This is a genomic window from Brachyspira sp. G79 (assembly GCF_002379365.1).
Lineage (GTDB): Bacteria > Spirochaetota > Brachyspiria > Brachyspirales > Brachyspiraceae > Brachyspira.
The window spans coordinates 53,683-79,405 of sequence record NZ_JQIU01000008.1 but is presented as its reverse complement, the minus strand read 5'-3'; the positions used below and the strand labels follow the sequence as shown (position 1 = coordinate 79,405).

Here is a 25,723-nt window from a genome sequence, read left to right as displayed (position 1 = left end):
AATTGTGCTATGCTTCTTACATTTTCCCCATAAGACCATAAATTGTTATTATCATAATAATTTATAAATGTACTACTTGGAATAACAAAAGTTTTCAAAGCAAATAAAGAAAATGAAAATAAATTACTCAAACTTGGAAGACTTCCCTCTAATATATTAGCTCTCAAATTATTATTATATCTTGAAACTGAATAGTTGCTATACTGACATTCTATAATATTTAAATCAGCTTTTTTTAAAAACATTTTTAAGTTTTCAATGTTAAAATTAACAATATGCTCTGTAGATAAATATCTCATAAGCATATCATAACTGCATTGATTTTTATTAGGAGAATTAGGCACTTCTATATATAAGTATCCATTATCTTTAAGCATATTCTTAATTTTAACTAGTACATCAAAAGGATTTTTAAAATGCTCTATAACATGCGAAAGCATTATAATATCATACTTTTCTTTACTTTCTAAAAAATTAGACTTCAAATCAATATCGTATTTATTTTTAGCATAAACTCTGGCATTATCATTAATCTCATAACCATATACATCGCATCCATGTTTTTTAAATATATTGAGAAGCAAACCGTCAAAAGCACCAATCTCGCATACTTTTTTATTATGAAAGTCAATATAATCTTTTATAAAATTAAACTGAGATAAACTTCTAGCATAACGCATCTTACTTTTAGCTGTCTCAAACAATTTATTTTTTATATTATTATGATATTCATTTTTATATAAAGCATATATTTCTTCGTCAGTAGGTAAATCTATAAAGTAAATCCCGCAGTTAGAGCATTGATATACCTTTTTATCACTCTGCCATATATTTTTTATAGTGCCTATTTCAGAATAATTATTACTTCCGCAAACCTCGCATATCATAAAAATAAACTCAATTACACAAAATTATTCAAAAGAAAGCTCAATTCCGCATTTAGGACATTTAGTCATATCCTCTGTAATGCTTGAACCGCAGTTAGGACACTCATAAACTTCTATCTCTTCTACAACCTCTTCTGAAGTAGTTTCATATTCATCTTCGCTTTCTACTATTTCTACAACATCTTTCATTACAAGCATCAAATTATCAACAGTATCTTTATCAAGATTTGTTTTCTCCATAATCTCTTCAGCTGATAAATTATATAATTCTTCTATAGAGTTAATACCATTATCTATAAGAGTTTTTATAACAGCTTCATCAATACCCTGCAGAGAATAAAGATTACTTTCAAATACTTCTGCCACTTCAGGCTCTTCACTAGGAGTTTCTGTTTCATCAGCAGTATCTGAGAATATTTGATTTAATGGTACTATATCTTTCAATAATTCTGGATTTTCTTTAATATCTGTTTCTGTTTTTATATCAAAATAGTATCCAGTAAGCTGAGAAGCTAATTTCACATTATAGCCACTTTTACCAAGTGCCAAAGAAAGCTGCTCATCTGGTATAATTATCATAGCTTCTTTTTTCTCTGGGTCTGTAATAATAATACGTATAGGTTTAGCTGGAGTTATTGCCTCAGCAATATATTCTCTAATATCTTTAGACCATTTTACAACATCTATCTTTTCACCCTCAATCTCTTTTATAATTGACTGTATACGTATACCTTTCTGACCTATACAAGCTCCTATAGGATCTACTTCAGGCTTATTAGAAACAACTGCAACTTTAATTTTTAATCCAGGCTGTCTTACTACATTTTTTATTTCTATAGTACCATCTGCTATTTCTGGTATTTCAAGCTCAAAAAGTTTTTTGATAAAATCAGGCTTAGTTCTAGTGAGAAGTATTTTGGTTTGAATTTCTTTACCTGTTCTATCATCTTTACCACCCTGAACTTTATATATATAAGCTCTTATTCTATCCCCTACTGTATAATGTTCTCTAGGAGACTGATCCTTTTTCTGTAATTCACCTTCTGTTTTTCCAAGATTTATATAAATAGTTCCTTTATGCTCTCTCTGAAAATATCCGTTTACAAGCTGATTTTCTCTTCTTTTAAACTCATTGTATATAATATTCTTTTCAAGGTCTGAAATCTTCTGGAAAAATGTAGTTTTAGCAACCATACTCTCTATTCTTCCAAATGCCTCAACCTGATCTACAAGTATCAATACTTCATCACCCAAATTAATATCTTGGTCTAATTTTTTAGCTTCCTCTAAAGATATTTCTTTATTTTTATCTCTTACCTCTTCTACAACGTTAGCTCCCTTATATACAGTAGGATTATTTTTATTATCAAAATGAATATGAAAGTTTATATCATTTCCATATTTCTTTTTTAAAGCTAATTCCATAGTAGATGCTATAACTTCTTTTAAAAGCTCTATACTAATATCCTTTTCATCAGAAAGCTGCTGTAAATAAGTTCCAACGTTTTCAAACATTTGATATTCTCCATTTTTTTATTTTTATATATTTATTTTTATTATCATAATATATTAACAATTTAATCTTGCTTTTATAATATCATTTTTCAATATTTTGATATTTTTTTCATTGATAATATTATCCTCATCAAAAACATTTATAATGATATAATCATCTCCAGCCTCTTTTAATTCTGCATAAGATGTAATAAAATTATCACCGTCTCTGTACTTTATTTTTATAGGCATACCTTCAAAAAGCTCATACCTGTCATTAAATTTCCATCTAAAGCCAGCAGATGAAACCGTTATAGTATAATCACCCTCATCATATCCATTTTGCTTTATACATTCCTGAATCTTTCTTGTAGTTTCTATACAATGAGTATGAGATACACTTTCTTTCTTTTTGTATATAACAGCATATACTTTTTTATTATCAGAAATTGCTCTTACCTTCAAATCAAGCAAATATATACCATCTCTTTCTAAAATATCTTTTATACCATTAAATAATAATACTTCATCTATAATAGGCGTAGTCTTGTTAGATTTTTCTTTATTATTCTGCAATTTCTTTTTTTTAGGCACTCTGCCGTACTCTTTTTGTTTTTGCGGTTTTATCTTACTATTTTTATTATTCATACAAAATTGGCATATAATATATTTTCCTAAAACATAAAAAAAGAGTGTCGGTCTCTTTCCTGAAAAAAGAAAACCAACGCCCTTCATTACAAATATTTTCGGAAGTAGTGTTATTTTAACGTACTAATGATTTTTGTCAAGTGTTTTTATAAATTTATTATTATGTTATTTTTGTTGACATTTATTATTTTTTTATATAGTATTAAAAACAATATAAATATTAAAATAAATAACAGATTATATTGGGATAGAAATGGTATTTTATATATTAACTATTATATTTTTTTTGTATGTTGTATCAATAGCTATAAAAATGCTTCTTGAAAATAGACCTCCATACTCTTTTATAGCTTGGCTTACAGTATTGGTATTTTTGCCTTATGTAGGAGTAATATTTTATATATTTTTAGGAATGGATTGGAGAAAATCAAAGAAAAAAATATCGGCAAAACTTCCTGAAGATATGATAAAAAAATATTTCTCATCATTATTAGATGAACAAATAACAATACTTGATAATATGCATGGCAATTACGGTAAAAATATTAATTTGGTAAAACTTGCTATAAAAAGCGGCTATTCTCCTATTACAGTGCAAAATGAAGTTTATGTATTTGATGAAGGAGAAAAACTTTTTAATGCTATAATAGAAGATTTAAAACTTGCAGAAAAAACTATACATATGGAATATTTTATATGGAGAAGCGATGAACTTGGTGAAAGAATTAAAGATGTTCTTATAAAGAAAGCAAAACAAGGTGTTGAAATAAGGCTTATATTTGATGGTGTAGGCTCTTTAATGAGAATAAGCAAAAAATACAGAAAAGAATTGAAAAAAAATGGTATAAAATTTCTATACTATCATGATCCTTTTTCTATATTATGGACTAGATTCGTAAATTACAGAAATCACAGAAAAATAGTTGTAGTTGATGGTGTTGTAGCCTATATGGGCGGAATGAATATGGGACAGGAGTACATAGACGGAGGAAAACGTTTTGAATCTTGGAAAGATGTACATATGAGAATAGTAGGAGATTCCTGCAATCTTATACAAAATGTATTTGTATGCGACTGGTATAATGCAGGAGGAAGAGATTTAGAAGTATTTAATGTTAATGAAAAAACACATAAACTTTCAAGAAAATTAAAATACATAGATGAAGATTTAGATGAAGAAAAAGTTTCGATAATAAGAAAAGATTTATTTCCTCAGGCAGCAACTGACAGATTTCTTCCAGTACAAATTATAACCTCAGGTGCTGACTCTAAATGGGACAGCATACAAAAAGTATATTCTAAAATGATAGAAGAGGCAAAGGAAAGCATTTATATAGAAAGTCCGTATTTTGTTCCAGATGACGGATTTTTATCTGCTTTAGAAAATGCTGCTTTATCTGAAGTGGATGTGCATTTAATGATAACAGGTAAACCTGATAAACTTGTGGCTTGGTGGGTAGCTCAGACTTATTTTGAAACTTTACTTAAGGCTGGAGTTAATATATACTTATATGAAAAAGGATTTTTACATAGTAAATTCTGCATAATGGATGGCAGAATAGTATCATGCGGAACTTGCAATATGGATATACGAAGTTTCTATTTACATTATGAAATGAATGCGGTTATATATGATACTGATATAGCCAAAAAATTTGAGGATATATTTAAAAAAGATATGATGAACTCCCATAAGGTAACTATAGAAGAATACTCTAAACAGCCTATGTTTGTAAGATTAAGAAACTCAGCCTGCAGGATAATAGCTCCAGTTCTTTAAAAAATATATTCACAGTTAGGAGTATTTTATGAAGAATGTAAAAATATCTGTATTGGATAATCAAGCTTTATTTGATTTAAATAAATCTGAAGAGAGTCTTACATTATTTGTAGATGATATAGGAATACCTAAAGAAAATATTTCTACACTTAATGAAATTTTAAGAACAAGAGAAGATTTCTTTTTGAACATCTCTTCTGATAAAAATGATGCTTACAAAAACAATATAATGGGTAATGATTTATTAAGAGCCTTACCTGATTTAAAAAACCTAGTATACCATGCTTCTATGAGATACCCTTTGAAAAGCATTGATATATTTGCAAGACTTATAAATTTAAAAAGCCTTCATTTATACGGTGATTTACCTAAGGATATGGAATTAAAACCGCTTGATAATATAGAAAATCTTGAAAGCATATATATAGAAAACGGATTAACATTAAGACAAGATGTATATTTAGCTATGAGAAGTACAATAAGAGAAATAGGTGCAGGAACATTTAGAATGGAATCTTTTGATAAAAATCCTAATTTAAAAAAAATAGCAATTCTTTCTGGAGTATCTCATGAAGAAGAAATGCCTAAAAAACTTCCAGAACTTGAAGAACTTTATATAGAAAAAGGAAAAAATATAAGGTCATTCAAATTCCTATCTGAAATGAAAACTCTCAAAACTTTAGAATTAAATAATATACCAGAGCTTAAAGAGATTCCAGATTTAAATACTTTGGAAGATTTAAAAAAAGTTGTATTAAAAAATTTAAGAAACCTAGAGAATATGGACTCTGTATTAAACCATGCTAAAGTAAGAACATTAATACTAGAAAATATAAAATGTTTTAATATGGATACTATATCTAAAGAAACAGCTCCAAGATTAAAATTTGTATCTGTAATTACTGATGATAAGAACTGGGATAAAAGAACCCAAAAACTTCTTGAAGAAAAAGGTTTTAAGCCTGCAGCAAATTAGTAAAATTATAATAAATAAATGAAAATCATAATATAAAAAATTAGCCTGACTATTTCATCAGGCTAATAAACATAAATAATTTATAATTTGAAATAACTTACAACCTCTATCAATTTTTGTGCCTCACTGCTTAATGTAATGCTCGCATCTTTTGACTGCTCTACTAAACTAGCATTTTCCTGCGTACTTGCATCCATTTTTAATACAGCTTGATTAACTTGCTCTACTCCAGACTGCTGCTCCACTGCTGTTGTAGAAATATCTTTCATTATGCTTGCTGTACTTTCTATTTTATCTTTTATATCAGTAAATATTTCCTGAGATTTTCTTGCTGCTTCTGCTGCTACTTTTATTTTTTCATCGGAGTCCGCTATTAAAGAAGTAATATCTTTAACAGAAGTCTGAGTATTTTGTGCTAATGTTCTTACTTCAGAAGCAACAACAGAAAAACCTCTTCCCTGCTCTCCTGCACGTGCTGCTTCAACTGAGGCATTAAGTGCCAAGATGTTTGTCTGAAAAGCTATATCTTCTATCAATTTTGTTATACTAGTAATTTTTCTGCTTGCTTCATAAACAGCTTCCATACTTTTTGTAGTGCTGTCTATTATAAGTCCAGCCTCTTCCACTGATTTTTTAGAATCATTCATCATATTATTTCCTATAACAGATTTTTCAGCAGAATTTTTTATATTTGAAGCCATTTGTTCCATAGAGCTTGCTGTTTCCTCTAATGATGATGACTGAGATTGAGTTCTCAATGCCAAATCATTATTTCCGCTTTCTAATTCTTTTGAAGTTAATTCTATATTGTTTGAAGAGTCTATTATATTTTCTATTATATTTTTTAATTTTTTGATTGTATTATTAAATCCATTAGCTATTATTCCAAATTCATGATTTTCATATTTGCTGCTCAAAAATTTATCAGGAGCTTTAACCGTAAGGTCTCCGTTTCCAAGTCTATTTAAATCACTTGCTAGTTTTGTTAAAACTCTTGATATATGAACATTAACATATCTTACCACTATAAATGAAGTAATAATAAGAAGTAATACGCTTAAAACAACAGTTATTTTTATAAGAGTATTTCTTTCAGAATAAAATTCGCTTTCAAGCATAGTAACACACATTATCCAATCTATATTATCAAGCCTTGAAAAAGCCATTACTTTTTTGCCTTCATCTTCATAATGCAAAGTACCTTTTCTTTCAGTAGAAGCTGCCGCAAGAGCATTTCTTGATCCTTCTGATATTGTGTTAATCTTTTTAACATCTTTATGTGCTACTCTTTTTCCATCCTCATCTACTACATAAATATTGCCAGTTTTTCCTATGGTTATCTCAGAAAAATATTTTTTTGCAAAATTATCCCATTTTAATTCTGCTGCCAAAACTCCAGCAGGTTTTCCTGTGTAATCAACTACTCCAGACAATAAAGTAATAACATATTCATTATTAACAGGAGATATTTCTATCTCATCTGCTATTGAATATTTATATCCACTTTCTATTAAACGGTTCCATAAACCTCTGTTCGCTATGTCGCTTTCTGTAGTATTTTCTAATGTGGAAGTTACAAGTTTTCCATTTAAATCAAATAAAGAAAAAGAAGCAAAATGATCTCCAAGTTCACTCACTAACTCAGTTAATTCGCCATTAGCTATGGTTAAATTAAGATCATTGGGATTTTTAAAATAGTCCAAAAACTCTGATTCTTTTGCTATTACAGAAGTTAAATCTCTTTGGTCATTTAACCATACAGTAACTAAATCTCTGTATCCGTCAGCTGTCTCCATAAATCCCCTCAAAGCTGTTTTCTCTATAAATACAGAAGAAGCTGATATTATTACTATCATAAGTATAATAAGCATTACAGCTACTGATGATATAATAGTAAAAGGCATTCTAAATTTTAAAGTTTGCATAAATTTCATAAATAACTCCCTAAACTCAATCATTATGGTAATAGTATATTATAAAAATTTAAAAAAATCTAGATTAAAGTAAATATTTTTTACTAAAATTTATAAAAAATATATATTTTTTTACACAAATAGTAAATATTAAGTAAATATTTTGTATATTTGTAAATTAATTTTATATGATGGTTTTATGTTTTTTTCTTTGACAAAATCATTATAATTGTTTATCATGATAATATAATAAATATAAGGATTAAGTATGTATAAAATATCCCAATTAAAAGAACTATTAAAAGAAAAAAAATGAACGAACAATTTTTATTAATATACGGAGGAGATGAAAACAGCATATCTGAAGCCTATAACAGACTAGAAAAAACAATAAAACATTTTGAAAGTATAGATAAAAGCGAAGAAGTATATTTATTTAGTGCATCTGGAAGAACAGAATTATCGGGTAATCATACTGACCATAACAATGGATGTGTACTGACAGCATCTATAAATTTGGATAAACTTGCAGTAGTTTCAAAAAGAAATGATAATAAAATAGTGGTTTATACTGACTATTCAAATAATCCTGATATTATAGATATTAATAATTTAGAAATAAATAAAGATGAATATGGAAAATCGAATGCCCTAAGCAGAGGTGTTTGTGCTGGAATAAAAAAAGAGGGATATGATATTGGAGGATGTACAATATCATTAAACAATAAAGTACTTATAGGAAGCGGATTAAGCAGTTCTGCAAGTTTTGAATCTTTAATTGGTGAAATACAAAATGCTTTATATAATAATGATGAGATAAGTAAAGTAGATATAGCTAAAATAGGACAGTATGCTGAAAACATATATTTTGGAAAACCTTGCGGACTTATGGATCAAATGGGCTGTTCTGTAGGAGGAATTATGTCTATAGATTTTAAAGACAATAATAACCCTATTATAGAAAAAGTAGAATATGATTTTGAAAGTAATGGATATGCACTTATGATAGTAGATGCTAAAGGAGATCATAGTTCGCTCACTAATGAATATGCTGCTATAAGAGAAGAGATGAATGCTATTGCTAATTATTTCGGTAAAAAAGTATGCAGAGAAATAACTAAAAAAGAATTAATAGATAATGCATCAAAATTAAGAGAAAAAATCGGCGACAGGGCTATAATGAGAGCTTATCACTTCATAGAAGAAAATGAAAGAGTAATAAATCAAATAAATGCTCTAAAAAATGATGATATTAATACTTATATAAAACTTATGAATGAATCAGGACTTTCCAGCTTTATGTATTTACAAAATTGCTATTCTGTTACAAGTTCAAAGAATATGGGCGTGGCTTTAGCAATATGTCTTACAAAAGATTTCCTAAAAGGAGAAGGAGCATGCCGTGTACATGGAGGCGGTTTTGCTGGTACTATACAAGCTTTAATACCTTTAGAAAGAGCAGAAGAATATAAAAAATATATGAATAATGTATTTGGAGAAGGAAGTGCTGTAAAAATAAGAGTAAGACAAGCTTCTGTATGTGAAATCTAAAATAATTTATTATAAAGTATAAAAGGCAAGGAATTATTATGTAAAAAAATAGGCATGATATATAATAAATTAAAATTTTAACTAATTATATATTATGCCTATTTTGCAAATTTATTATTTAATAAACTTAATTATCGATCTTCTTTTATATCTCTAGGGAAATCATATTCCTCTAAAGGAAGAAGTTTAGGTGCTTTTTCTGATATATCTCTAAGTTCTTTAGAATAAAAATATTCTGTACCAGAAATCTTTTTAGATATATATTTTCTAATACTTGAGATATAAATAGTAACTCCAGGGAAAAATCCTTCCATAGATGTTATACTGCTATGGGATAATTTTTCAAATTCTACACTCATTTCATCTCTTCTAGACTCAAGCTGTGCTGTTTCTCTAACAAGGTTTGTAATTCTTTTTAAGATATCTTTTATGCCCTCTCTTTTATTTACAGGTATTCTCTCTATAAAAGCTTTAGGATTTTTAAAATATTCTGTGCCCAAAAGTGATTTTATCTTGCTTATCTCTTCTTTGTTCGTCTTAACTGTAGTAACTATGTTTTTGAACTCCGCATCAGCCTCAGCATCTCTTCCCACTGTAATAGTAGTTTTAGACTCACTCATAGAACCTATACTTTTTGCCCAAACTCCATTTAAAGCCTTAACATTTCCTCCAATAATAACACCCTTACCTTCAAGTATTATAACTCTGTCATTACAGGCTATTTCAGCATTAACTAGCTGATTAGAAAGTAAATCACCTTTACATATTATAGTAGCATTTCTTATAAACTGAGAAGATAATTTACCATTAACATGTATTTTACTGTTAGCTCCTCCTATTATACCGCCTGAAACTATCAAATTTCCTGCACATTCTATTTCAGCATCTTCTATATTGCCTCTTACTAAGATATCACCTTCAGTTTTTATAGAAAAACCAGGTGCAACATTATCCTTAATAATAAGAGAGCCATTAACCTCTATATTTCCCGTAGATAAGTCTACTTTATCTATTTCAGCAACAGTACTCACAGACAAAGTATTATTGTGATTACTTAATATACCTCTTATAGCACTTCTAATAGTTATTCCGTCTTCATCTACTTTAACATTTTTTCCCAATTTGTAGCAAGGATCTTCATCATAATGTGCTTCCATAATAACATCATATATATCAAGTCCATCTAAAGAAGGTTTTTCTTCCATAAAATGTGCTATTTGAACATTAGCTTCTATATTGTGTATAAAACCTCTTTCTTTAAAATCTATAGCACCGTCTTCTGATTCTTTACCTGTATCTATAGTAAAATCATAATCTAATATGACTTTCTGAACATTTCCGTCTACAGGCTTTCTGCCTTCAACAAATACACACATTACACCTTCATCATATTTTAAATTATAAGCAACCAATTCTGCAACTTTATCATAATCTACCATTAATTTAATAGGTATCTGAGATATTATTGTCTGCACTTCTTCCAAAAGAACCTGTTTTTTCTGCTGTTTTTGGGGCGGCAGTACCATAACTCCACGCCATTTATCAGCAACATTAATAACAGGTATAACTGATACTGACTTTAATTCATCATAAAATACATATCCATGCTCTGTAGATCTGTAATTACCAGTCATTTTATCAAATTTTACATTTTTACCTGCTTTTATTCCTTCGCGTTTAGAAATGGATTTTAATATGGCTTCTCCAGGGTGAACATAATTTTTTACAAGTTCTTCATACAAATTTTGATCCTTACTATCAATATCCACAATTTGGTCATAAATTTCTCTAGTATTAATAGAGTTGTCATAATAAAATTCATAATTACTAGGATCAATCGATAATGTTGGTTTTATAATTTCCTTAGCCATATATTCTCCTTAAAAATCTGCAAAAACTATTCTCATTTCTTACACAAGAAGAGCATAACATCTCCTCTATTAAATAATTTAACATATTTATCAAAAAAAGCTTTAATTATTTTATTAGGCTTCTTTTCTACTGGAATAGACCCCCAAGAAAAATCACTAATAATATTAAAGCCAATACTTCTCATGTAATTTGATAATGTGGTTTTTGAAAAAAGCCATAAATGCTGCGGCATAACAGCTCTCCAAGCTCCTTTATACTTTTTAGCAAACATACCATCTGCATTAGGTGTTGTTATTGCCAAATATCCGCCTTTAGCAAGTATTCTGTAAATTTCTTTTAAAGTATCTGCAGGATTAGGTACATGTTCTATAACATGTGAAAAATGTATAAATGAAAAATAATCACTGTCAAATCCTACTTCTAGTAAAGGTTTTTCATGAACTACAATACCATAATTTTTTCTTGCATACTCAGCAGATGATGAACATATTTCAATACCCTGAGCATTATAGCCCTTAGTCTTTAAATAGTTAAGCATCATTCCAGTAGCACACCCTATATCAAGTACATTTTTATTAGGAAGTCTGCTTTCTATTTTATCAAAACCAATATCTTTCATAGCAAGCTTCATAAGACCAAAAAAATTTTCCTGATTGGCTACCTCATACTCAAAATAATTATCACTATATATATCATTTATCTCTTCTTGACTCAAAACAGGATATTGATATATAAGTCCGCAATTTAAACATCTGTTGTAGCTTACCAAATCTGTTTTTATATAAACTTCGGATTTGGTACTGCCACAAAATTCACATTCTTTTCCTTCAGCCATATAACTCTCCGATTATTATATTCGGAAAAAAATGCTTCATTCTTTAAATTTAATATAAAAATATCTTATTGCTGATCCTGAGTTTTCTTATTATTAACTGTTAATATTATCTCTGTATTCATACTAACAACATCCTCAGCAGCAGGAATTTGGGAAACTACTATATCGTTTTCATAAAGAGAATCATTTATATCAACTTTCGGAAGTATAGTAACATTTGTCATAGTGCTTAAAACATTATTTGTAATAATGCTGAGTGCTTCTTCATACTTAATACCAGTAACGTCAGGCATTTTTACTAAAGCCTGTTCGGCAACATTAATAACCAAATATACTGTTCTTCCTCTCTTAACCTTAATGCCGCCTTTAGGCTCCTGACTTACAACAGTACCTAATGGATAATTATTAAAATAATGAGTCTGAATATTAAGATTCATACCCTCTTTCTCTAAAGTATTAAATGCCTGAAATACTTCCTTACCTTCAACATCTGGAAGCACAAAAGATTCGCCTCCTGATTTTACTATAACAAACACAACAATACATACAACTAATATCTGCAAAACAAAAAGTATTAAAGCAAAAAGTGTTAATCTTCCAAACACAAGCAATGATTTAGAATCACTTACTATACCGTCTGGTAAAATAGTACTTATAATTTTTTTTATATAAAATATTATCTTATTTAGGATATTACTAAACTGTTTATTGTCCTTTTTAATATCTATTTTTTCTGATTTTTCAATTTTCATTTCAGCTTTTTCTTGTTTTTCTTCAGTATTAGTTTTTACTTCAGATTTATTTTTTTTTCTGCTCATTTATAATTAACTCCAAGATTATTAAAGAAAATATTCACCTATATTTAATTTATTTCCACATAAAAATTCTTTTACTGTTTGTCTCTTTTTGCCTTCTCTTTGAAGTTCATTTATTATATAAATACCATTAAGTGCCTGAATATAAATTCCTTCATTATTAACATCAACTACTTTTCCAAAATCACTTTGACATTCTGTATTATATTTATATTCGCTCTTAAAAACTCTTATTGACATATCTTTGTAAAAACAATATGCCGTAGGCCATCTTACAAAAGCTCTTGTCATATTATGAAGACTAATAACATCTTTTGAGAAATCAAGTTTACCGTCTTCCTTTTTTATCTTACTACAGTAAGTTGCCAAAGAATCATCTTGTTTTATCATATTAGATAAATATTTATCAACATCTTTAAAAAACTCTTTTAATAAATAAACACCGCTTTCTTTTATTTTATCATACAAGTCATTAAATTGCCAATTATTTGCTATATCAATCTCATGCTGAAGTATTATATCTCCTTCATCTAATTTGGCATCCATTTTCTGTAATGTAGTTCCGCTCTTTTCAAATCCGTAAAGGAGTGCATGCTCTACTGGACTTGCTCCTCTAAGAATAGGAAGAAGAGAGCCATGAATATTAAGAGGCATAATTTTAGGAAGTGCTAATGTTCTTTTAGTTAAAATTCTTCCGTATGCCACTACTATTAAAAAATCAGGGGCAATGTCTGTCAAAGTTCCATAAAATTCATCTTTATTTATACTTTCAGGCTGAAAAAGATTAAGATTATTTTCTAAAGCTATTTCAACAGAAGGTGAATTTATTATATTACCCTTTCTATCCTTCTTTGTATCAATTGGAGCTATTACAGCACTTAAATTGACATTATCTGTTTTCATTAATTGTAAGATACAATCTCTTGTAAAATCGGTTGAACCTGCTACTATAACATTATACATCATTAAATGATTATATATTTTTATTGTGAAAAGTCAAATAAATTCATAAATTATTTTCTATTCTTCATATATCTCTATGCCTTTTAATTCTGAGAGAAATTTAGTAAATAAAGAAAATGCTATTGGGTCAATTTTTATTTTTTCATCTATAAACATAGATTTCATAAACATAACAACTTCCTGAGGATTTTTGTTTCTACTTCCATTCATAAATGTTAAACTATCATATATATCAACTATCTCTAGCATTTTAGCAGGAAAATACGCTAAGGCATCAGCATTAACAATGTCTTCTGTTTCAAAACTCATTAAAAAATCTATTTTATGTTTTGGATCATTTGCTTTTTTATCAAGGAAATTTTTTAATATTCCATTACCATAACCATAGCATTCATGATGAAGACCTGCAATTAAAGCTGCCTCATCTTTTTGATTTAATACATATTTAAGAAAATAATACGCTTTTAATGTATGGAAATCCTTAAAATCTCCATCTTTAATGAACTCATCTGTAGGTATAAAATCCATAATATTAAGCATAGCAACATCATGATAAAAAGCTCCTGCAGAATAATTAACTATCTCTGAAGCAGTAAATTTTCTTATACCAAGTTTATATACTTTTTCTAATTTTTCTATTCCTTTAGAAATATTAAATTTAGTTAAAATAGTCCTATAATATTCCAGATATTTATCCTGATATTCATGTCTTAATTTATTACTAAGACCCTTATTAAAAGTATTATTATAATAATATAAAAACTCTATCATAAGTATACATACTCTATTGCTATGACTTAGTATATTGGAATCATTAAGTAAATCCAAATTATCAAAAAATATCTCTAAAAACATATTCTTTTTCCGAATAAGTTACTATAGAGTTTATTATACTAGAAATCATCATCTCTGTTTCTGTATTAATAATATTATTAGAATTCTGTTTAGAAGTTTTTATATATTTAATATATCTTATAAAGTCAAGCCTTGCTATAATACCCAATCCTGTTAATATACGCTCTATGGAAATAGCTATTTCATTACTTACCTTTTGTGCTTTAGATTCTAGTTTTAATTCATCTACATAAGGTTTCAATAAATAGATTCTATTATTTGGTTTTTCTTTTACTATCTTTTCTAAAAATATGGAATTAGCCGATTTTAATTTTTCATTTGAAGGTATACAATTTTTATATATATGGTAGAAATAATCAGATTCATTATACTCACTGTCATCGACACCCTCTATAACACTATTTTTGTTTGTTTGAGGATTATTTAAATTAAAAAACTTTGTAGAAAATGATGATATATAATACTTAACACCTTTGAGCAATATATTATCCTTTTCTTCTATAAGAATGTTCACAGAAGAACCTGGTACTATAATACTTATACCATTAGGGTTCACGCACGTTATCTCTATATTTTCATGAATTATTATTTCTTTGAGCTCTAATATCTTATCAAAATTAATTTCATAGTATTTATTCATTGCTTTAAACATAAATACACCTCAAAATTATTATAATTTTATTTTTCCATTTCCTGTAAAATTTCCTCTATATGTTTAAGCTGTCGGTCAGCTGTTTTATTATAATCTATCTCTCCAAGTGCTATTTTATACGCTTTATCTATCAAATTATCCATTTCTAGTTTAGCCTTATTTTTCATTACTTTATCAGCTAGTTCTTTGGTTAAAGACCATCTCTCTTTAGCTAAATTATAAAAAAACACTGCATATTCAAAACTTTTCTTTATATCCTCATCAAACTGAGAATTATAAAAATAATAATTTTCTTTATCATAAAGACCTGCAAGATAAATATAATTCTGAGTTATCAGATAATTAAACTGCATATGCATAAGGTCTTTATATCTGGTGTACGCCTCTTCTGTTTCTATAATAGTTAAAGCTCTATTAACAAAATCAAAAGGAGCATTTAAAGCTCTTTCAAGATAATCTACATTTCTGAGCAAATCATATTCTCCATAGTAGGAAGGCAAAGCATAAAGTCTATAATAATCTTCTGCATAAACTATATATCCATAGTCTTTTTTCTCTACTATAGTGGACTCTTTCATATTAATCTTAGGATATAGATTTACGCTAAAAATTATAATTAATAATAATACTATCTTCTTCATATGCATACTTACAAATTAAAATATTACTATTATTAACGGTATAATTTATATAATACTTTATTAGTTATTATATTTATAAAGTTGAATTCTGTTTTTCTTCAGCTTCTCTCAATATCTCAAATATAGCACTGTTATTATTATCTCTTGCTATATCTATAGGGTATTTTCCTCTGTTGTTTCTGACCATAACATCAGCACCTGATAATACTAATTCACTTACTATATCAACATTTCCAGAAGTTGCCGCTTTATGCAAAGGAGTATCTCCATTCTGATTTTGTATATTAAGATTTGGTTTTTTCTCTAATAGCATTCTAACAATAGGAAGGTTAGAATACTCTGAAGCTATATGCAAAGCAGTATCTCCGTATTTATCAACTGCATTTAAATCTGCGTTCTGAGTTAATAATATTCTAGTAATATTTTCTGCTCCGCTTTTTGCTGCTATCATCAAAGGCGTGTAGCTTGATATTCCAGCATAATTTATATCAGCACCAGCTTCCACTAATACCTGAAGCAAATCAACATTATCATTATTTATAGCATATTCAATTAGGCTTTCACCATCTTTTGTCACTATAGAAAGATTAGCTTTATTTGCTATTAATAATTTTGTAAGCTCAACATCATTATTCATAACGGCAATAGTTAAAGGACTAAGCCCATTACTGTCTTCTATATTGATATTTGCTTTGTTTTCTATTAAAAGTTTTATCATATCAGTTCTGCTTGATTCTATAGGACTATTCATAGCATATAAAAGAGGAGTTTTCTCTTCATAGCTTACAGCATTAACATTGGCTTTATTTTCTATTAACACTTTAGCAAGTTCAATATCTCCATTATTTGCAGCATACATCAAAGAAGTCCATCCGTCATTGTCTGAAGAGTTTACATCTGCTCCATTTGTAAGAAGCACTTTAACTGTATCTATATATGAATTACCACTTGCTATTATTAATGCATTTTTTCCATTAACAAGTCTGTTTAATACGCCTTTATTTATATTTGTAATTATTTTCTCCATTATTTTGGCACTGTCTGCTGATTTCTGCTGAACTGATACTAAATCAACAGGAGATGAGCTAGTATTATTAAATTTAGAACCAGCTGCTGCCATTATTATATTTCCGTATATACCGCTTTCGCCAGCATCCTCTATTTTAGCACCTTTTGATAAGAAATAATCAACTAAGGCTGGATTAAGAGATAAAACAGCATTATAAAGCACAGTAGTTCCGTCAGCACTTTTATAATTAATATCTGCTCCATTGTCTATTAAATAACGTACTATACTCTCATCACTATTCTCAATTGCATAACCTAAAAGAGAAGGCTCTCTTTTTAAATCAAATGAATTATCTAAAAGAAGTTTTATCATAGTTTTATTAGTATGAGAAACCGCATAATATATAGGATAATGATCTAAATACTTGCCAGCATAAGAACCGTATACATTAGCTTTTCCTTCTTTTATAAGAAGTTCAGCTATTTTTGTATTATTATTGCTTACAGCAAGTAACAAAGGGCTAATTCCTGAATCATTGCCTATTTCTGTATCAGCTTTATTCTCTAATAAAAACTTAACAGCTTTGATATTATTATTTTGTACAGCATGATATAAAGGAGTTTGATTATCGCTGTCTGTTTCATTAACATCAGCAGCATGATTATTAACCATTTCTTTTACAACTCTATCGCCGTATTTTTTATTATATATCTCTTCGCTATATATTTCATAGTTTCTAACCATTTTCTCCATATCAGACTTGCCCTTTATAAATAAGAACAAACCTACAATGATACCCGCACCAACAAAAAGTACAAAAACAATTGCAATTGCCACAACTGCAACTTTGAATATATATTTTTTATTTTCTTCTGCTTCTTTAGATTTATTTACTCTTTCTATAGCATTATTATTATTTGCTTCACCATTAATTAAATTATTATTATTTGAATCATTATTATTAAAATTTTCCATAAACTAACCTCCATATTAAATAAAAATAAATTTTGAAAAATATAATAACATATTTTTAATAAATTAAAAGAGTATAAAATAAAAATATCTATATAGTATTATTGCAGTATAAAACTTCTAGTTTCTATATAAGGAGTTTCATCAGCAATATATGATTCTATCACAGCTATATAATTACCATTAGGAAGAGATGATAAATCTTCTTTTGGTATAGTAAGTTTAAATACATCGTCCTGTAGAATAGCCTTATACTCCCTTTCTCCTCCGTTTTGTAACTGAATAAGAACTTTCACAGTAGTATTGGGGTCTGGAAGCTCTAAAGCATTATCTGGGTAATTGTACGAAGAAACATAAATATACATATTAATATCATTATTCTTACTTGCTATAGCAGGCATTTCAATATCTTCTATTCTGCTCATTTTAGTTGATAATCTTTCAATCCAATATTCAGCAGTATAACTATAATCTTTAAAAGCAGTTAACTCTATATAATTTGCTTTTGAATCTATTTTTGATATAAAGAAAGGTCCGTTTGATATATATGCATGTCCGTATTTTTCTATAAAGTCAATAGCAGCCTGATATCTTTTTACCGCCTCTTCTTTTGTTATAAAATCTTCTATGCCAGCAGGTATGTATTCACTGTCTCTCATCTCAATTAATTTTTCTTTTATATCTGATACACATGTAGGATTTTTTACATCTATAGGAGTTAAAGACTGATCCTGCGATATGGTATAAACATTTCCAGATTTAGAGCCTTCAAGTACAATTTTCATTATAGCCTCATTTATCTCAAAAGGAATAACAGTATTTCTGTTTGGGTTTCCTATTTTAGGACTAACAGCAGCAACAGCAATTTGTCTGTCCATATCCATAGGCCAATAATAATTTCCATAAAGAGTAAAACTTCCGTCTTCATTTATAATGCTTCCAACAGCTCCGTCCATAGCTGAAAGATATCTTCCAGCCATAGCAGAATCATAATATTTATCATTTTCATTAGTTTTTGTGATAACATTAGCTATAAATACGCTTCCATACATCAAATCAACTAAAGAAGATTCTATACCATGATGCCATTTGAAATTTCTAGGCTTAAAATCGCATTTCACATAGGCAGTGAGGTTATCAGACTTTTGATAAACTAGCTCCCCATTTTCATCAACTTTTACAGTAAGCCCCTCTTCCCATTTCTGAGTATAAGGGTTATACATTTTAGCATTCTGCGGAACTTTTATAGTACCTACTGGTATGCCGTTATTTCCAGCCCTCACTCCTATTTCTAAACTATTAGTATCAGCCTCTCCAAGTATAAACTCTGTCTTTGCAGTAGAAGGTGATTCAAAAGTAGCACCTGCATCAGAACAAGGACCTATCATTATTGAAGAATAAGCATCAGAAAAACCTCCCACACCCACAGGGTCCCAAGGACTTATAAATAATGAACCTTGAGCAGAATGCTGAAGAACTCTTAATACTTTTTCTCCGTTACGGTTGGGCTTTATATCGGCACTTCTTATAGACCAGTCATTAACTCCGTCTCCTACCCCGTAAAGCATTCTTCTATTGAATCTTTCTTTATTAGCCACAAAAAACTGGGTCTGTGAGTTCAAATATATTCTTACAGCATCTTCAAGTCCTATTTCCTGCAAACGCATATTACCATTCCAATATTCATCAGCAGTCAAAAACCAGCCATTTGAATTTTTATCGCTTATCCTTGAAGCCTCTTTATTATCATAATTCCAAAACTCAGAAATGTTACCACCAGGCATATAATTTCCTTCTCTTACATACATCTGTCTTAATGTAACGTCCCACCAAGCTCTTGTTGCACCTGCTCCCCAAGCCTCAGTTATAATATTCCATTCATAATCTTTTGGGTCTGAACCATATACCACTTGTGTAGATTTATTTCTATCATATAATAACTTTTCTACTTTTATACCTGTTTTTTCTATCAAATCGGATATCGCATTACCAGCTGGAAGTCTTCCTGTGGGGTCATCAACTCTTATAACAAATTTAATAGTTACTATTTCACCATTATATTTCCACCAGCCATTTTCTTTTACTAATTTTCCTCTGTTTTCTGGTAAATTAGCAGCTTTTTCCATAGCTTTATTTATATCATTAATTGCTTTCTCTTCATTACCATTTGCTGTCATACCCATTTTTGAAGGTATAAGATTATATCTGTAAGTACCAGGCTGCCCTGGTGTAGCCTGAGTAAAAGAAGGCTCCCCTGCTCCTCTTAAAATTTCATCAACTAACTTTTTTCTGTCAATCAAAAAATTCATGGCAAATCTTACTTCTTTTATAGCTAGAGGATTAAAATAAGTTTTGCCGTCTCTAGTAGTAACTGTATATGGGGCTTTATTTGGTACTGGGTTAAAAAGCAAAGACCAAGAACCTGAAGGAACTGCATAAGTATCGAGTTTCTCTAAATCATTTTCACCTAATGACAAATAAGTAGCCCCATCTATTCCGCTAGCCATTAAGTCTGCTCTACCATCTGCTACATCTTTAATTGCTATTGTCATATCCGTTCTTACTTCATATATTATTTTATCTATTAATGCTCCGCCTCTTTCTATTTCTTTTTGTTCAATCTCTTCTTTATTATTTGAACATGACAAAATTATAATTGATAATATTATTAATATATAAAAAATTTTATTATTTAATTTCATTATAAAGCCTCATTATACAAATTAACATAATATATAATAATAGCATAAATAATAAATGTCAATATAATTTGATTATTAAGAAAAATTACGTATGTTGGGTTTTATAGAAATCAATTTTTATTAAAATGAATTCTCTTTATATACTCTGATGAAAGATTTATCAAATCAGTATCATCTTCTGCTTTTGAAGAGAGAACATAATAAATATCATCAACTCTCCATAAAGTAAACTTCTCAGCGTTTGAAGAAATATTATATTCAACATTTATATCGCCTTCTATAAAATTTTTTCCGCTGTTTGTATAATCGCCGTAAAACGATAACAGACTATTAGAATTTTTAGAAGCTCTATATATATAGGAATTATCCATATAATCAAAATCAATCTCTGCAATATCTTTATTTATTATAAAATACTTTGCATTTAAACTATTTTCAGGAGCTGAAATTTTTATCCCTAAAGGAACAAATGAATTAGGAGAATCCATCTGCATATAATCTAAAACGCTTTCTGATACATTATTATTTTGCGTCTTTTTATTTTCAGAGTTTGAACATGATACAGTAAATAAAAAAGCACAAGTAATTAAACTAATAAATATTCTTATCATAATATAATAAACCTTAATCAAAAGTCTTCATTTCTAATAAATAATTTTTAAATATAGAAAATAATATATAATCAATCTTTACTTCATCTTTTAAGAAATTATCATACATATAATTTAAAATATCATTATCTGTATCAATTTCATTAAAACATATATCTCTTTTATATTTTAGAAAATCATATAAATCTAACACCTCTAAAATCTTTACTGGATAATACACAGAAGCAGTAAAATTAAGTATATCTTTAGAATCAAAAGTAATTAAATACTGATATTCAAAATTAGGTCTCTTTGCTCTCATAGCCTCACATAATGTAATTGCAAAGCCATAACCATATCCGTAATATTCATGATGAAGCCCTACAGCTAAATTAACATCCTGATTATTAGATATAGAATATTTAAGATAATTATATGACTTAATAGCATGAGAGTAAAGCTCATTATTACTACTTTCTACAGGTAAATAATTAATAATTTCTGTCAATGTAATATCATGAAGAAGTGCTGCAATAGCCATATTAACAATTTCAATATAATCAAACTGTCTTATACCCAATTTAAATATATTATCTAATTTACTTGTATCTTTAATAAATCTATTTTTTTTAGATATTTTATCATAATACTGCATATACTCATTTTTCCACTTAGCTCTTATTTTTGAAAGTATACCCATGTTAATATTTTTATTATAAAATATCATATATTCTATAATATTTATAAATAGTCTGTTGCTATGATCTATTATATTACATCCAGTAAATCCTATAGTATTTGTAAACATATCATTTTTTTCATATGGTTTATTAAGAAGTACAAAAACACTTTCTGATACACTTCTTAAAAGTTCTTCATAATTGATATTAAAATTATTAGAATCAAATAATTCATTATCAGATATATTTCCAATAACATTTATTCTCTGCATTAATCCTAATTTTATTAATAGTTCCCCTACTATTTCAGCGGCTTTACATGTAAATTTATCTCTATTTTCTTCTATCTCTAATTTTAATATAAGCTCTTTAATATTTTCTATCCTTCTAAAATAATTCATAGAAAATATCTCTTCGAGCATTTTCTCCTGAACTGTTCTAACACTTTCTATCGGATCTTTACAGCTTGTAAAAATAGAATAAAAGTAATCTTTACTATTTAAAGAATTTGGATTTACAAAAAATTCTATCATCTCTAGATATGACTTATATATATAATACTCTGATTTATTAAATAAAATATTATTTTGACAATCCTCACTAAATAAGAAATCAACTTTATTGTAAGGAAGTGCATTTACAATACCATATTCATTTTTAGAAATAATCTCTATTTTATCCTTTTGTATTAAATCTTTATAATCTTTGAGTTTATCTAATGATATCAAAGCATAATTATCTAAATTTATTTCCATATAATTACCTGCTTAATAATAACATAATAATTTGTTATTATATACATATAATAACAATAAAACAAACATTTTATTAAAAAAATTTGTAAAAAGAAAAAAAATTATTATATTATTAAATAAGTAGTATATTATGAAGGAGCTAAATATATAAATGGACGAATACAGATATACTCAAGAGGATTTTGCTATACTAGATTCTTACAGGACTATATCTCAATCTCTTGGAAAGTACTTAGGTGAAAATGCAGAATTAATACTATACTCCTTTGAAAATAAACAGCATTCAATAATACATATTGTTAATGGTCATTTATCAAATAAGAAAATAGGAGATTATTTATCGGAAAGAGATAAAAGTGTACTGAATGAACTTTTAGATAAAAATAATGATTATAAAAATAACTTTATAGAAAATGTAACTGGTGAATACTCGAAAATAAATTATACTTTAATAAAAAATTCTAATAAAATACCAATAGGGCTTATGATGATAAATTGGAATTATGATATTTCTTTGATTAATACTCTAAAAATATTTATTCCAGAACATGCTGCTAGCAATACTGAAATAAAAGAAAATAAAAACAATAAATCTGAAGAAATAATTTTAGATGCCATAAAGAAAGTTATTACTGGAATAGATAAAGATGAAGTAGGTCCGTCAGTTTATAATAAAACAATTATAAGAAAATTATTTAATCAAGGAATATTTGAGTTTAAAGAATCGGTTCAGATAGTTGCAAATTATCTAAATATATCTCACCATACAGTATATCTTCATCTTAGAAGCATAAAAAGAATAAAAAAAATCGATAACAAATAAAATATAATTTATTATAATTCAATTTATTATAATTTAAATCTAATTATTAGAATGAGGGTGAAATTTATTATACACTTCAAATAATCTTGAATTACTAACATGAGTATACCTTTGAGTAGTTGCTATAGTTTCATGCCCTAATAATTCCTGAACACCTCTAATTTCAGCATCATTATTAAGAAGATGAGTTGCAAAAGTATGTCTTAATGTATGAGGAGAAAAATCTATGGATATATTTGCATTCCTAATTAAGCGTTTCATAGATGTTCTTATGCTTCTGTCGCTTATTGGTTTTCCGAACCTGTTTATAAATAAATAGTCATTATTTTGAGAATATTCTTTTTGTATCATTCTTCTTTTTTCCATATATATATCCCAATTTTCATAAACTATTGGAAGAACAGGAATATCTCTTACTTTAGAACCTTTTCCGCATATTCTCAATGTTTCATCACCTTTTTTTATCATACTAAGTCTTAGTGAAGCTAGTTCTGAAACCCTTAATCCTATAGCATACATAAATAATGCCATCATTTTATCTCTTAAAAGAGTAAAATCACCATCATCATCTATAGCTAATATTCTGTCTATATCCTCTAACGATAAAAATTTGGCTATATGCTCCTCTCTCTTAGGACTTTTCATATCAACTATTCTAGTTTTATCAGACAATCCGTTTCTTATTAAGTATTTATAAAATTTCTTTATAGAAGAAAGGTGTCTTGACATAGTGGAATTAGTTAAAGATTTAGATTTTAAAAATGTTAAATAATCTCTTACACTATAATGATCAGCATTATCTAGTAAAATATTTTTACTTTCTAAAAAATTAAAATATTCTTTTAAATCTTTATTATAACTATTTATAGTATGAGCAGCAAAATTTAAAGTCTGTAAATAATCGCTGAACTCATCAAGTAAAATATATACTTTTTCATCTTTAAAAACATAATCAGTATGCATATTCATAATAAAGCCTCATTTTTTAGTAAAAATATATTAGTTTGAAATGTTGTTAACTGTTATTCTATTATCGAATAGTTCAAATCATAAATTTATGAAGTATGTTAACTTGATAATATTTTTTTATTTTTATTATGTAAAAAAAGTATATATTTTATATAAAAAAATTGTAAATATAATTGATTTTGGTTAGTTAGTTTACTATACTAATTAATATAAATAAAAAATAATAAGGTAATTTAATAATGACAGAATTAGAAAAAAAGCTAATGGAGTTTTCACTCAAACTAATAGACGAGAAAAAAGCTAAAATCATAGTTCCAGTAACCCCTGAAACTGGATATTGGTTCGGCGGCGGTAATATGATAGAGGATAAAGAAGGTAATCTATATATATCAGGAAGATACAGAAACTCTGGTGATTCTAGAACTGGACTTGATTTAGGAGACAGAGGAGCAGAATTAGCCATATTTAAATCCTCAGATAAAGGAAATACTTGGACAAAAATTAAAAGTATATTAAAAAAGGAACTTCCTAGAGGTGTTTTATCTATTGAAGGAACTGCTTTAAGATTTAACAGAGATAATGAAGTTGAACTTTATATATCTTCAGAAAAATCGGAAAATAAATACCCAGATCATCTTAAAGATTTTTTAAAACCAGGTACAGGTGTATGGGATATTGATGTAATAGTAGCTGATAAAATAGAAAATTTAAGTGCTTCCAATGTAAAAGAACTTATAAAAGGAGAAGATTCAAGATTTATACATTTGAAAGATCCTTTCATTTATGACAGTTATAATGGAGAAAAATATTTATTGTTCTGTACCCACCCTTATAATTGGACTAGTTCTAATACTGGATATATGATAAGAAGAGGAGAAAAACTTAATTTTGAAGCACCAGTATTTTATTTCTTTGAAAAAGGGCACACTTGGGATATTGCCATGACAAGGGGAACATGTGTTATAGATATGCCGCAGGTTGGAGTATTAAAAAACAAAAGAATAAGTCTATTTTTCTATGACGGAGGAGAATGCGTAAGAAATTTAGATGAACATGAAAAAGCTGTAAAAAGACCTAGAGGATATTCATGCGAAGAACTTGGCGGAGTTGCATATATAGAAAACGGATCATTTGCCCATATAGAAAGAATAAGCAAAGAGCTTCCTTTATTTGTAAGCCCGTATGGTACAGGCTGCTCAAGATATGTTGATGTGCTTAGAACTAAAGACGGAATGTATGCCACTTGGCAGCAATCACAGGATAATAAATCTCAGCCTTTGGTAATGAATTTCTTGAGTAATGCTGAAATAGAAAACATTTTAAAATAAGTTTTTGAAAAAA

At 27.9% G+C, this 25,723-nt stretch carries 20 protein-coding genes and 1 pseudogene; 5 read left to right on the top strand and 16 right to left on the bottom strand.

The features are described 5' to 3' along the window. The 3 genes from KQ44_RS02065 to KQ44_RS02055 all read right to left on the bottom strand — a co-directional run. A partial coding sequence (locus KQ44_RS02065) for a class I SAM-dependent methyltransferase (RefSeq protein ID WP_096736023.1) occupies positions 1 to 887 on the bottom strand: 887 nt, incomplete at its 3' end. Between the two features lie 24 nt (positions 888 to 911). Then, positions 912 to 2,402 (bottom strand): transcription termination factor NusA, encoded by a 1,491-nt coding sequence (gene nusA / locus KQ44_RS02060; RefSeq protein ID WP_096736022.1) that lies wholly within the window; start codon positions 2,400 to 2,402, stop codon positions 912 to 914. A 54-nt stretch (positions 2,403 to 2,456) separates the two neighbouring features. Then, positions 2,457 to 3,029 carry a ribosome assembly cofactor RimP gene (locus KQ44_RS02055; RefSeq protein WP_096736021.1) on the bottom strand — a complete coding sequence of 191 codons (573 nt, stop codon included), beginning with the start codon at positions 3,027 to 3,029 and terminating at the stop codon, positions 2,457 to 2,459. A gap of 253 nt (positions 3,030 to 3,282) precedes the next feature. Between KQ44_RS02055 and cls the strand changes: the two genes are divergently transcribed. After that, a complete protein-coding gene (gene cls, locus KQ44_RS02050) occupies positions 3,283 to 4,809 on the top strand; it encodes a cardiolipin synthase (protein WP_096736020.1) in 1,527 nt (508 codons plus the stop codon). A gap of 28 nt (positions 4,810 to 4,837) precedes the next feature. Further along, positions 4,838 to 5,785 carry a hypothetical protein gene (locus KQ44_RS02045; RefSeq protein WP_096736019.1) on the top strand — a complete coding sequence of 316 codons (948 nt, stop codon included), beginning with the start codon at positions 4,838 to 4,840 and terminating at the stop codon, positions 5,783 to 5,785. Positions 5,786 to 5,865: 80 nt separating this feature from the next. Here KQ44_RS02045 and KQ44_RS02040 read toward each other — a convergent pair whose 3' ends face one another. Beyond that, positions 5,866 to 7,719: a methyl-accepting chemotaxis protein gene (locus KQ44_RS02040; RefSeq protein WP_096736018.1), complete on the bottom strand. Its 1,854-nt coding sequence runs from the start codon at positions 7,717 to 7,719 to the stop codon at positions 5,866 to 5,868. A 247-nt stretch (positions 7,720 to 7,966) separates the two neighbouring features. Here KQ44_RS02040 and KQ44_RS02035 point away from each other — a divergent pair. After that, positions 7,967 to 9,249: pseudogene (locus KQ44_RS02035) on the top strand (galactokinase family protein). A 131-nt stretch (positions 9,250 to 9,380) separates the two neighbouring features. Here KQ44_RS02035 and KQ44_RS02030 read toward each other — a convergent pair. The 11 genes from KQ44_RS02030 to KQ44_RS01985 all read right to left on the bottom strand — a co-directional run bounded on the left by KQ44_RS02030 (position 9,381) and on the right by KQ44_RS01985 (position 22,590). Further along, positions 9,381 to 11,120, bottom strand: a complete 1,740-nt coding sequence (locus KQ44_RS02030) for a FapA family protein (protein ID WP_096736017.1) — start codon at positions 11,118 to 11,120, stop codon at positions 9,381 to 9,383. A 32-nt stretch (positions 11,121 to 11,152) separates the two neighbouring features. Further along, positions 11,153 to 11,956, bottom strand: a complete 804-nt coding sequence (locus tag KQ44_RS02025; RefSeq protein ID WP_096736016.1) for a class I SAM-dependent methyltransferase — start codon at positions 11,954 to 11,956, stop codon at positions 11,153 to 11,155. Between the two features lie 65 nt (positions 11,957 to 12,021). Continuing rightward, positions 12,022 to 12,774: a PASTA domain-containing protein gene (locus KQ44_RS02020; RefSeq protein ID WP_240516432.1), complete on the bottom strand. Its 753-nt coding sequence runs from the start codon at positions 12,772 to 12,774 to the stop codon at positions 12,022 to 12,024. A gap of 21 nt (positions 12,775 to 12,795) precedes the next feature. Further along, the gene (fmt, locus tag KQ44_RS02015) at positions 12,796 to 13,734 is read right to left on the bottom strand and encodes a methionyl-tRNA formyltransferase (protein ID WP_096736015.1); all 939 of its coding nucleotides are present in this window, start codon (positions 13,732 to 13,734) and stop codon (positions 12,796 to 12,798) included. 57 nt (positions 13,735 to 13,791) lie between these two features. Beyond that, on the bottom strand, positions 13,792 to 14,589 hold the full coding sequence (locus tag KQ44_RS14700; RefSeq protein ID WP_240516431.1) for a hypothetical protein: 798 nt from the start codon (positions 14,587 to 14,589) through the stop codon (positions 13,792 to 13,794). Then, positions 14,567 to 15,241, bottom strand: a complete 675-nt coding sequence (locus KQ44_RS14695) for a hypothetical protein (protein WP_240516430.1) — start codon at positions 15,239 to 15,241, stop codon at positions 14,567 to 14,569. Before KQ44_RS14695 ends, KQ44_RS14700 begins: the two co-directional genes overlap by 23 nt. Positions 15,242 to 15,267: 26 nt before the next feature. Beyond that, positions 15,268 to 15,882: a hypothetical protein gene (locus KQ44_RS02005; protein WP_096736014.1), complete on the bottom strand. Its 615-nt coding sequence runs from the start codon at positions 15,880 to 15,882 to the stop codon at positions 15,268 to 15,270. A gap of 73 nt (positions 15,883 to 15,955) precedes the next feature. Next, positions 15,956 to 17,866, bottom strand: coding sequence for an ankyrin repeat domain-containing protein (locus KQ44_RS02000; protein WP_096736013.1), 1,911 nt, complete (start codon positions 17,864 to 17,866; stop codon positions 15,956 to 15,958). A 98-nt stretch (positions 17,867 to 17,964) separates the two neighbouring features. Further along, positions 17,965 to 20,565: an ABC transporter substrate-binding protein gene (locus KQ44_RS01995; RefSeq protein WP_096736012.1), complete on the bottom strand. Its 2,601-nt coding sequence runs from the start codon at positions 20,563 to 20,565 to the stop codon at positions 17,965 to 17,967. A 110-nt stretch (positions 20,566 to 20,675) separates the two neighbouring features. Beyond that, a complete protein-coding gene (locus KQ44_RS01990) occupies positions 20,676 to 21,176 on the bottom strand; it encodes a hypothetical protein (RefSeq protein WP_096736011.1) in 501 nt (166 codons plus the stop codon). A 13-nt stretch (positions 21,177 to 21,189) separates the two neighbouring features. Next, positions 21,190 to 22,590, bottom strand: a complete 1,401-nt coding sequence (locus tag KQ44_RS01985; protein WP_096736010.1) for a hypothetical protein — start codon at positions 22,588 to 22,590, stop codon at positions 21,190 to 21,192. Positions 22,591 to 22,741: 151 nt separating this feature from the next. Here KQ44_RS01985 and KQ44_RS01980 point away from each other — a divergent pair, with 151 nt between their 5' ends. Continuing rightward, positions 22,742 to 23,413, top strand: a complete 672-nt coding sequence (locus KQ44_RS01980; RefSeq protein WP_096736009.1) for a PAS domain-containing protein — start codon at positions 22,742 to 22,744, stop codon at positions 23,411 to 23,413. A 39-nt stretch (positions 23,414 to 23,452) separates the two neighbouring features. Here KQ44_RS01980 and KQ44_RS01975 read toward each other — a convergent pair whose 3' ends face one another. Beyond that, positions 23,453 to 24,382 (bottom strand): tyrosine-type recombinase/integrase, encoded by a 930-nt coding sequence (locus tag KQ44_RS01975; RefSeq protein ID WP_096736008.1) that lies wholly within the window; start codon positions 24,380 to 24,382, stop codon positions 23,453 to 23,455. Positions 24,383 to 24,621: 239 nt separating this feature from the next. Between KQ44_RS01975 and KQ44_RS01970 the strand changes: the two genes are divergently transcribed. After that, on the top strand, positions 24,622 to 25,710 hold the full coding sequence (locus tag KQ44_RS01970) for a hypothetical protein (RefSeq protein WP_096736007.1): 1,089 nt from the start codon (positions 24,622 to 24,624) through the stop codon (positions 25,708 to 25,710). Positions 25,711 to 25,723 lie beyond the last annotated feature (13 nt).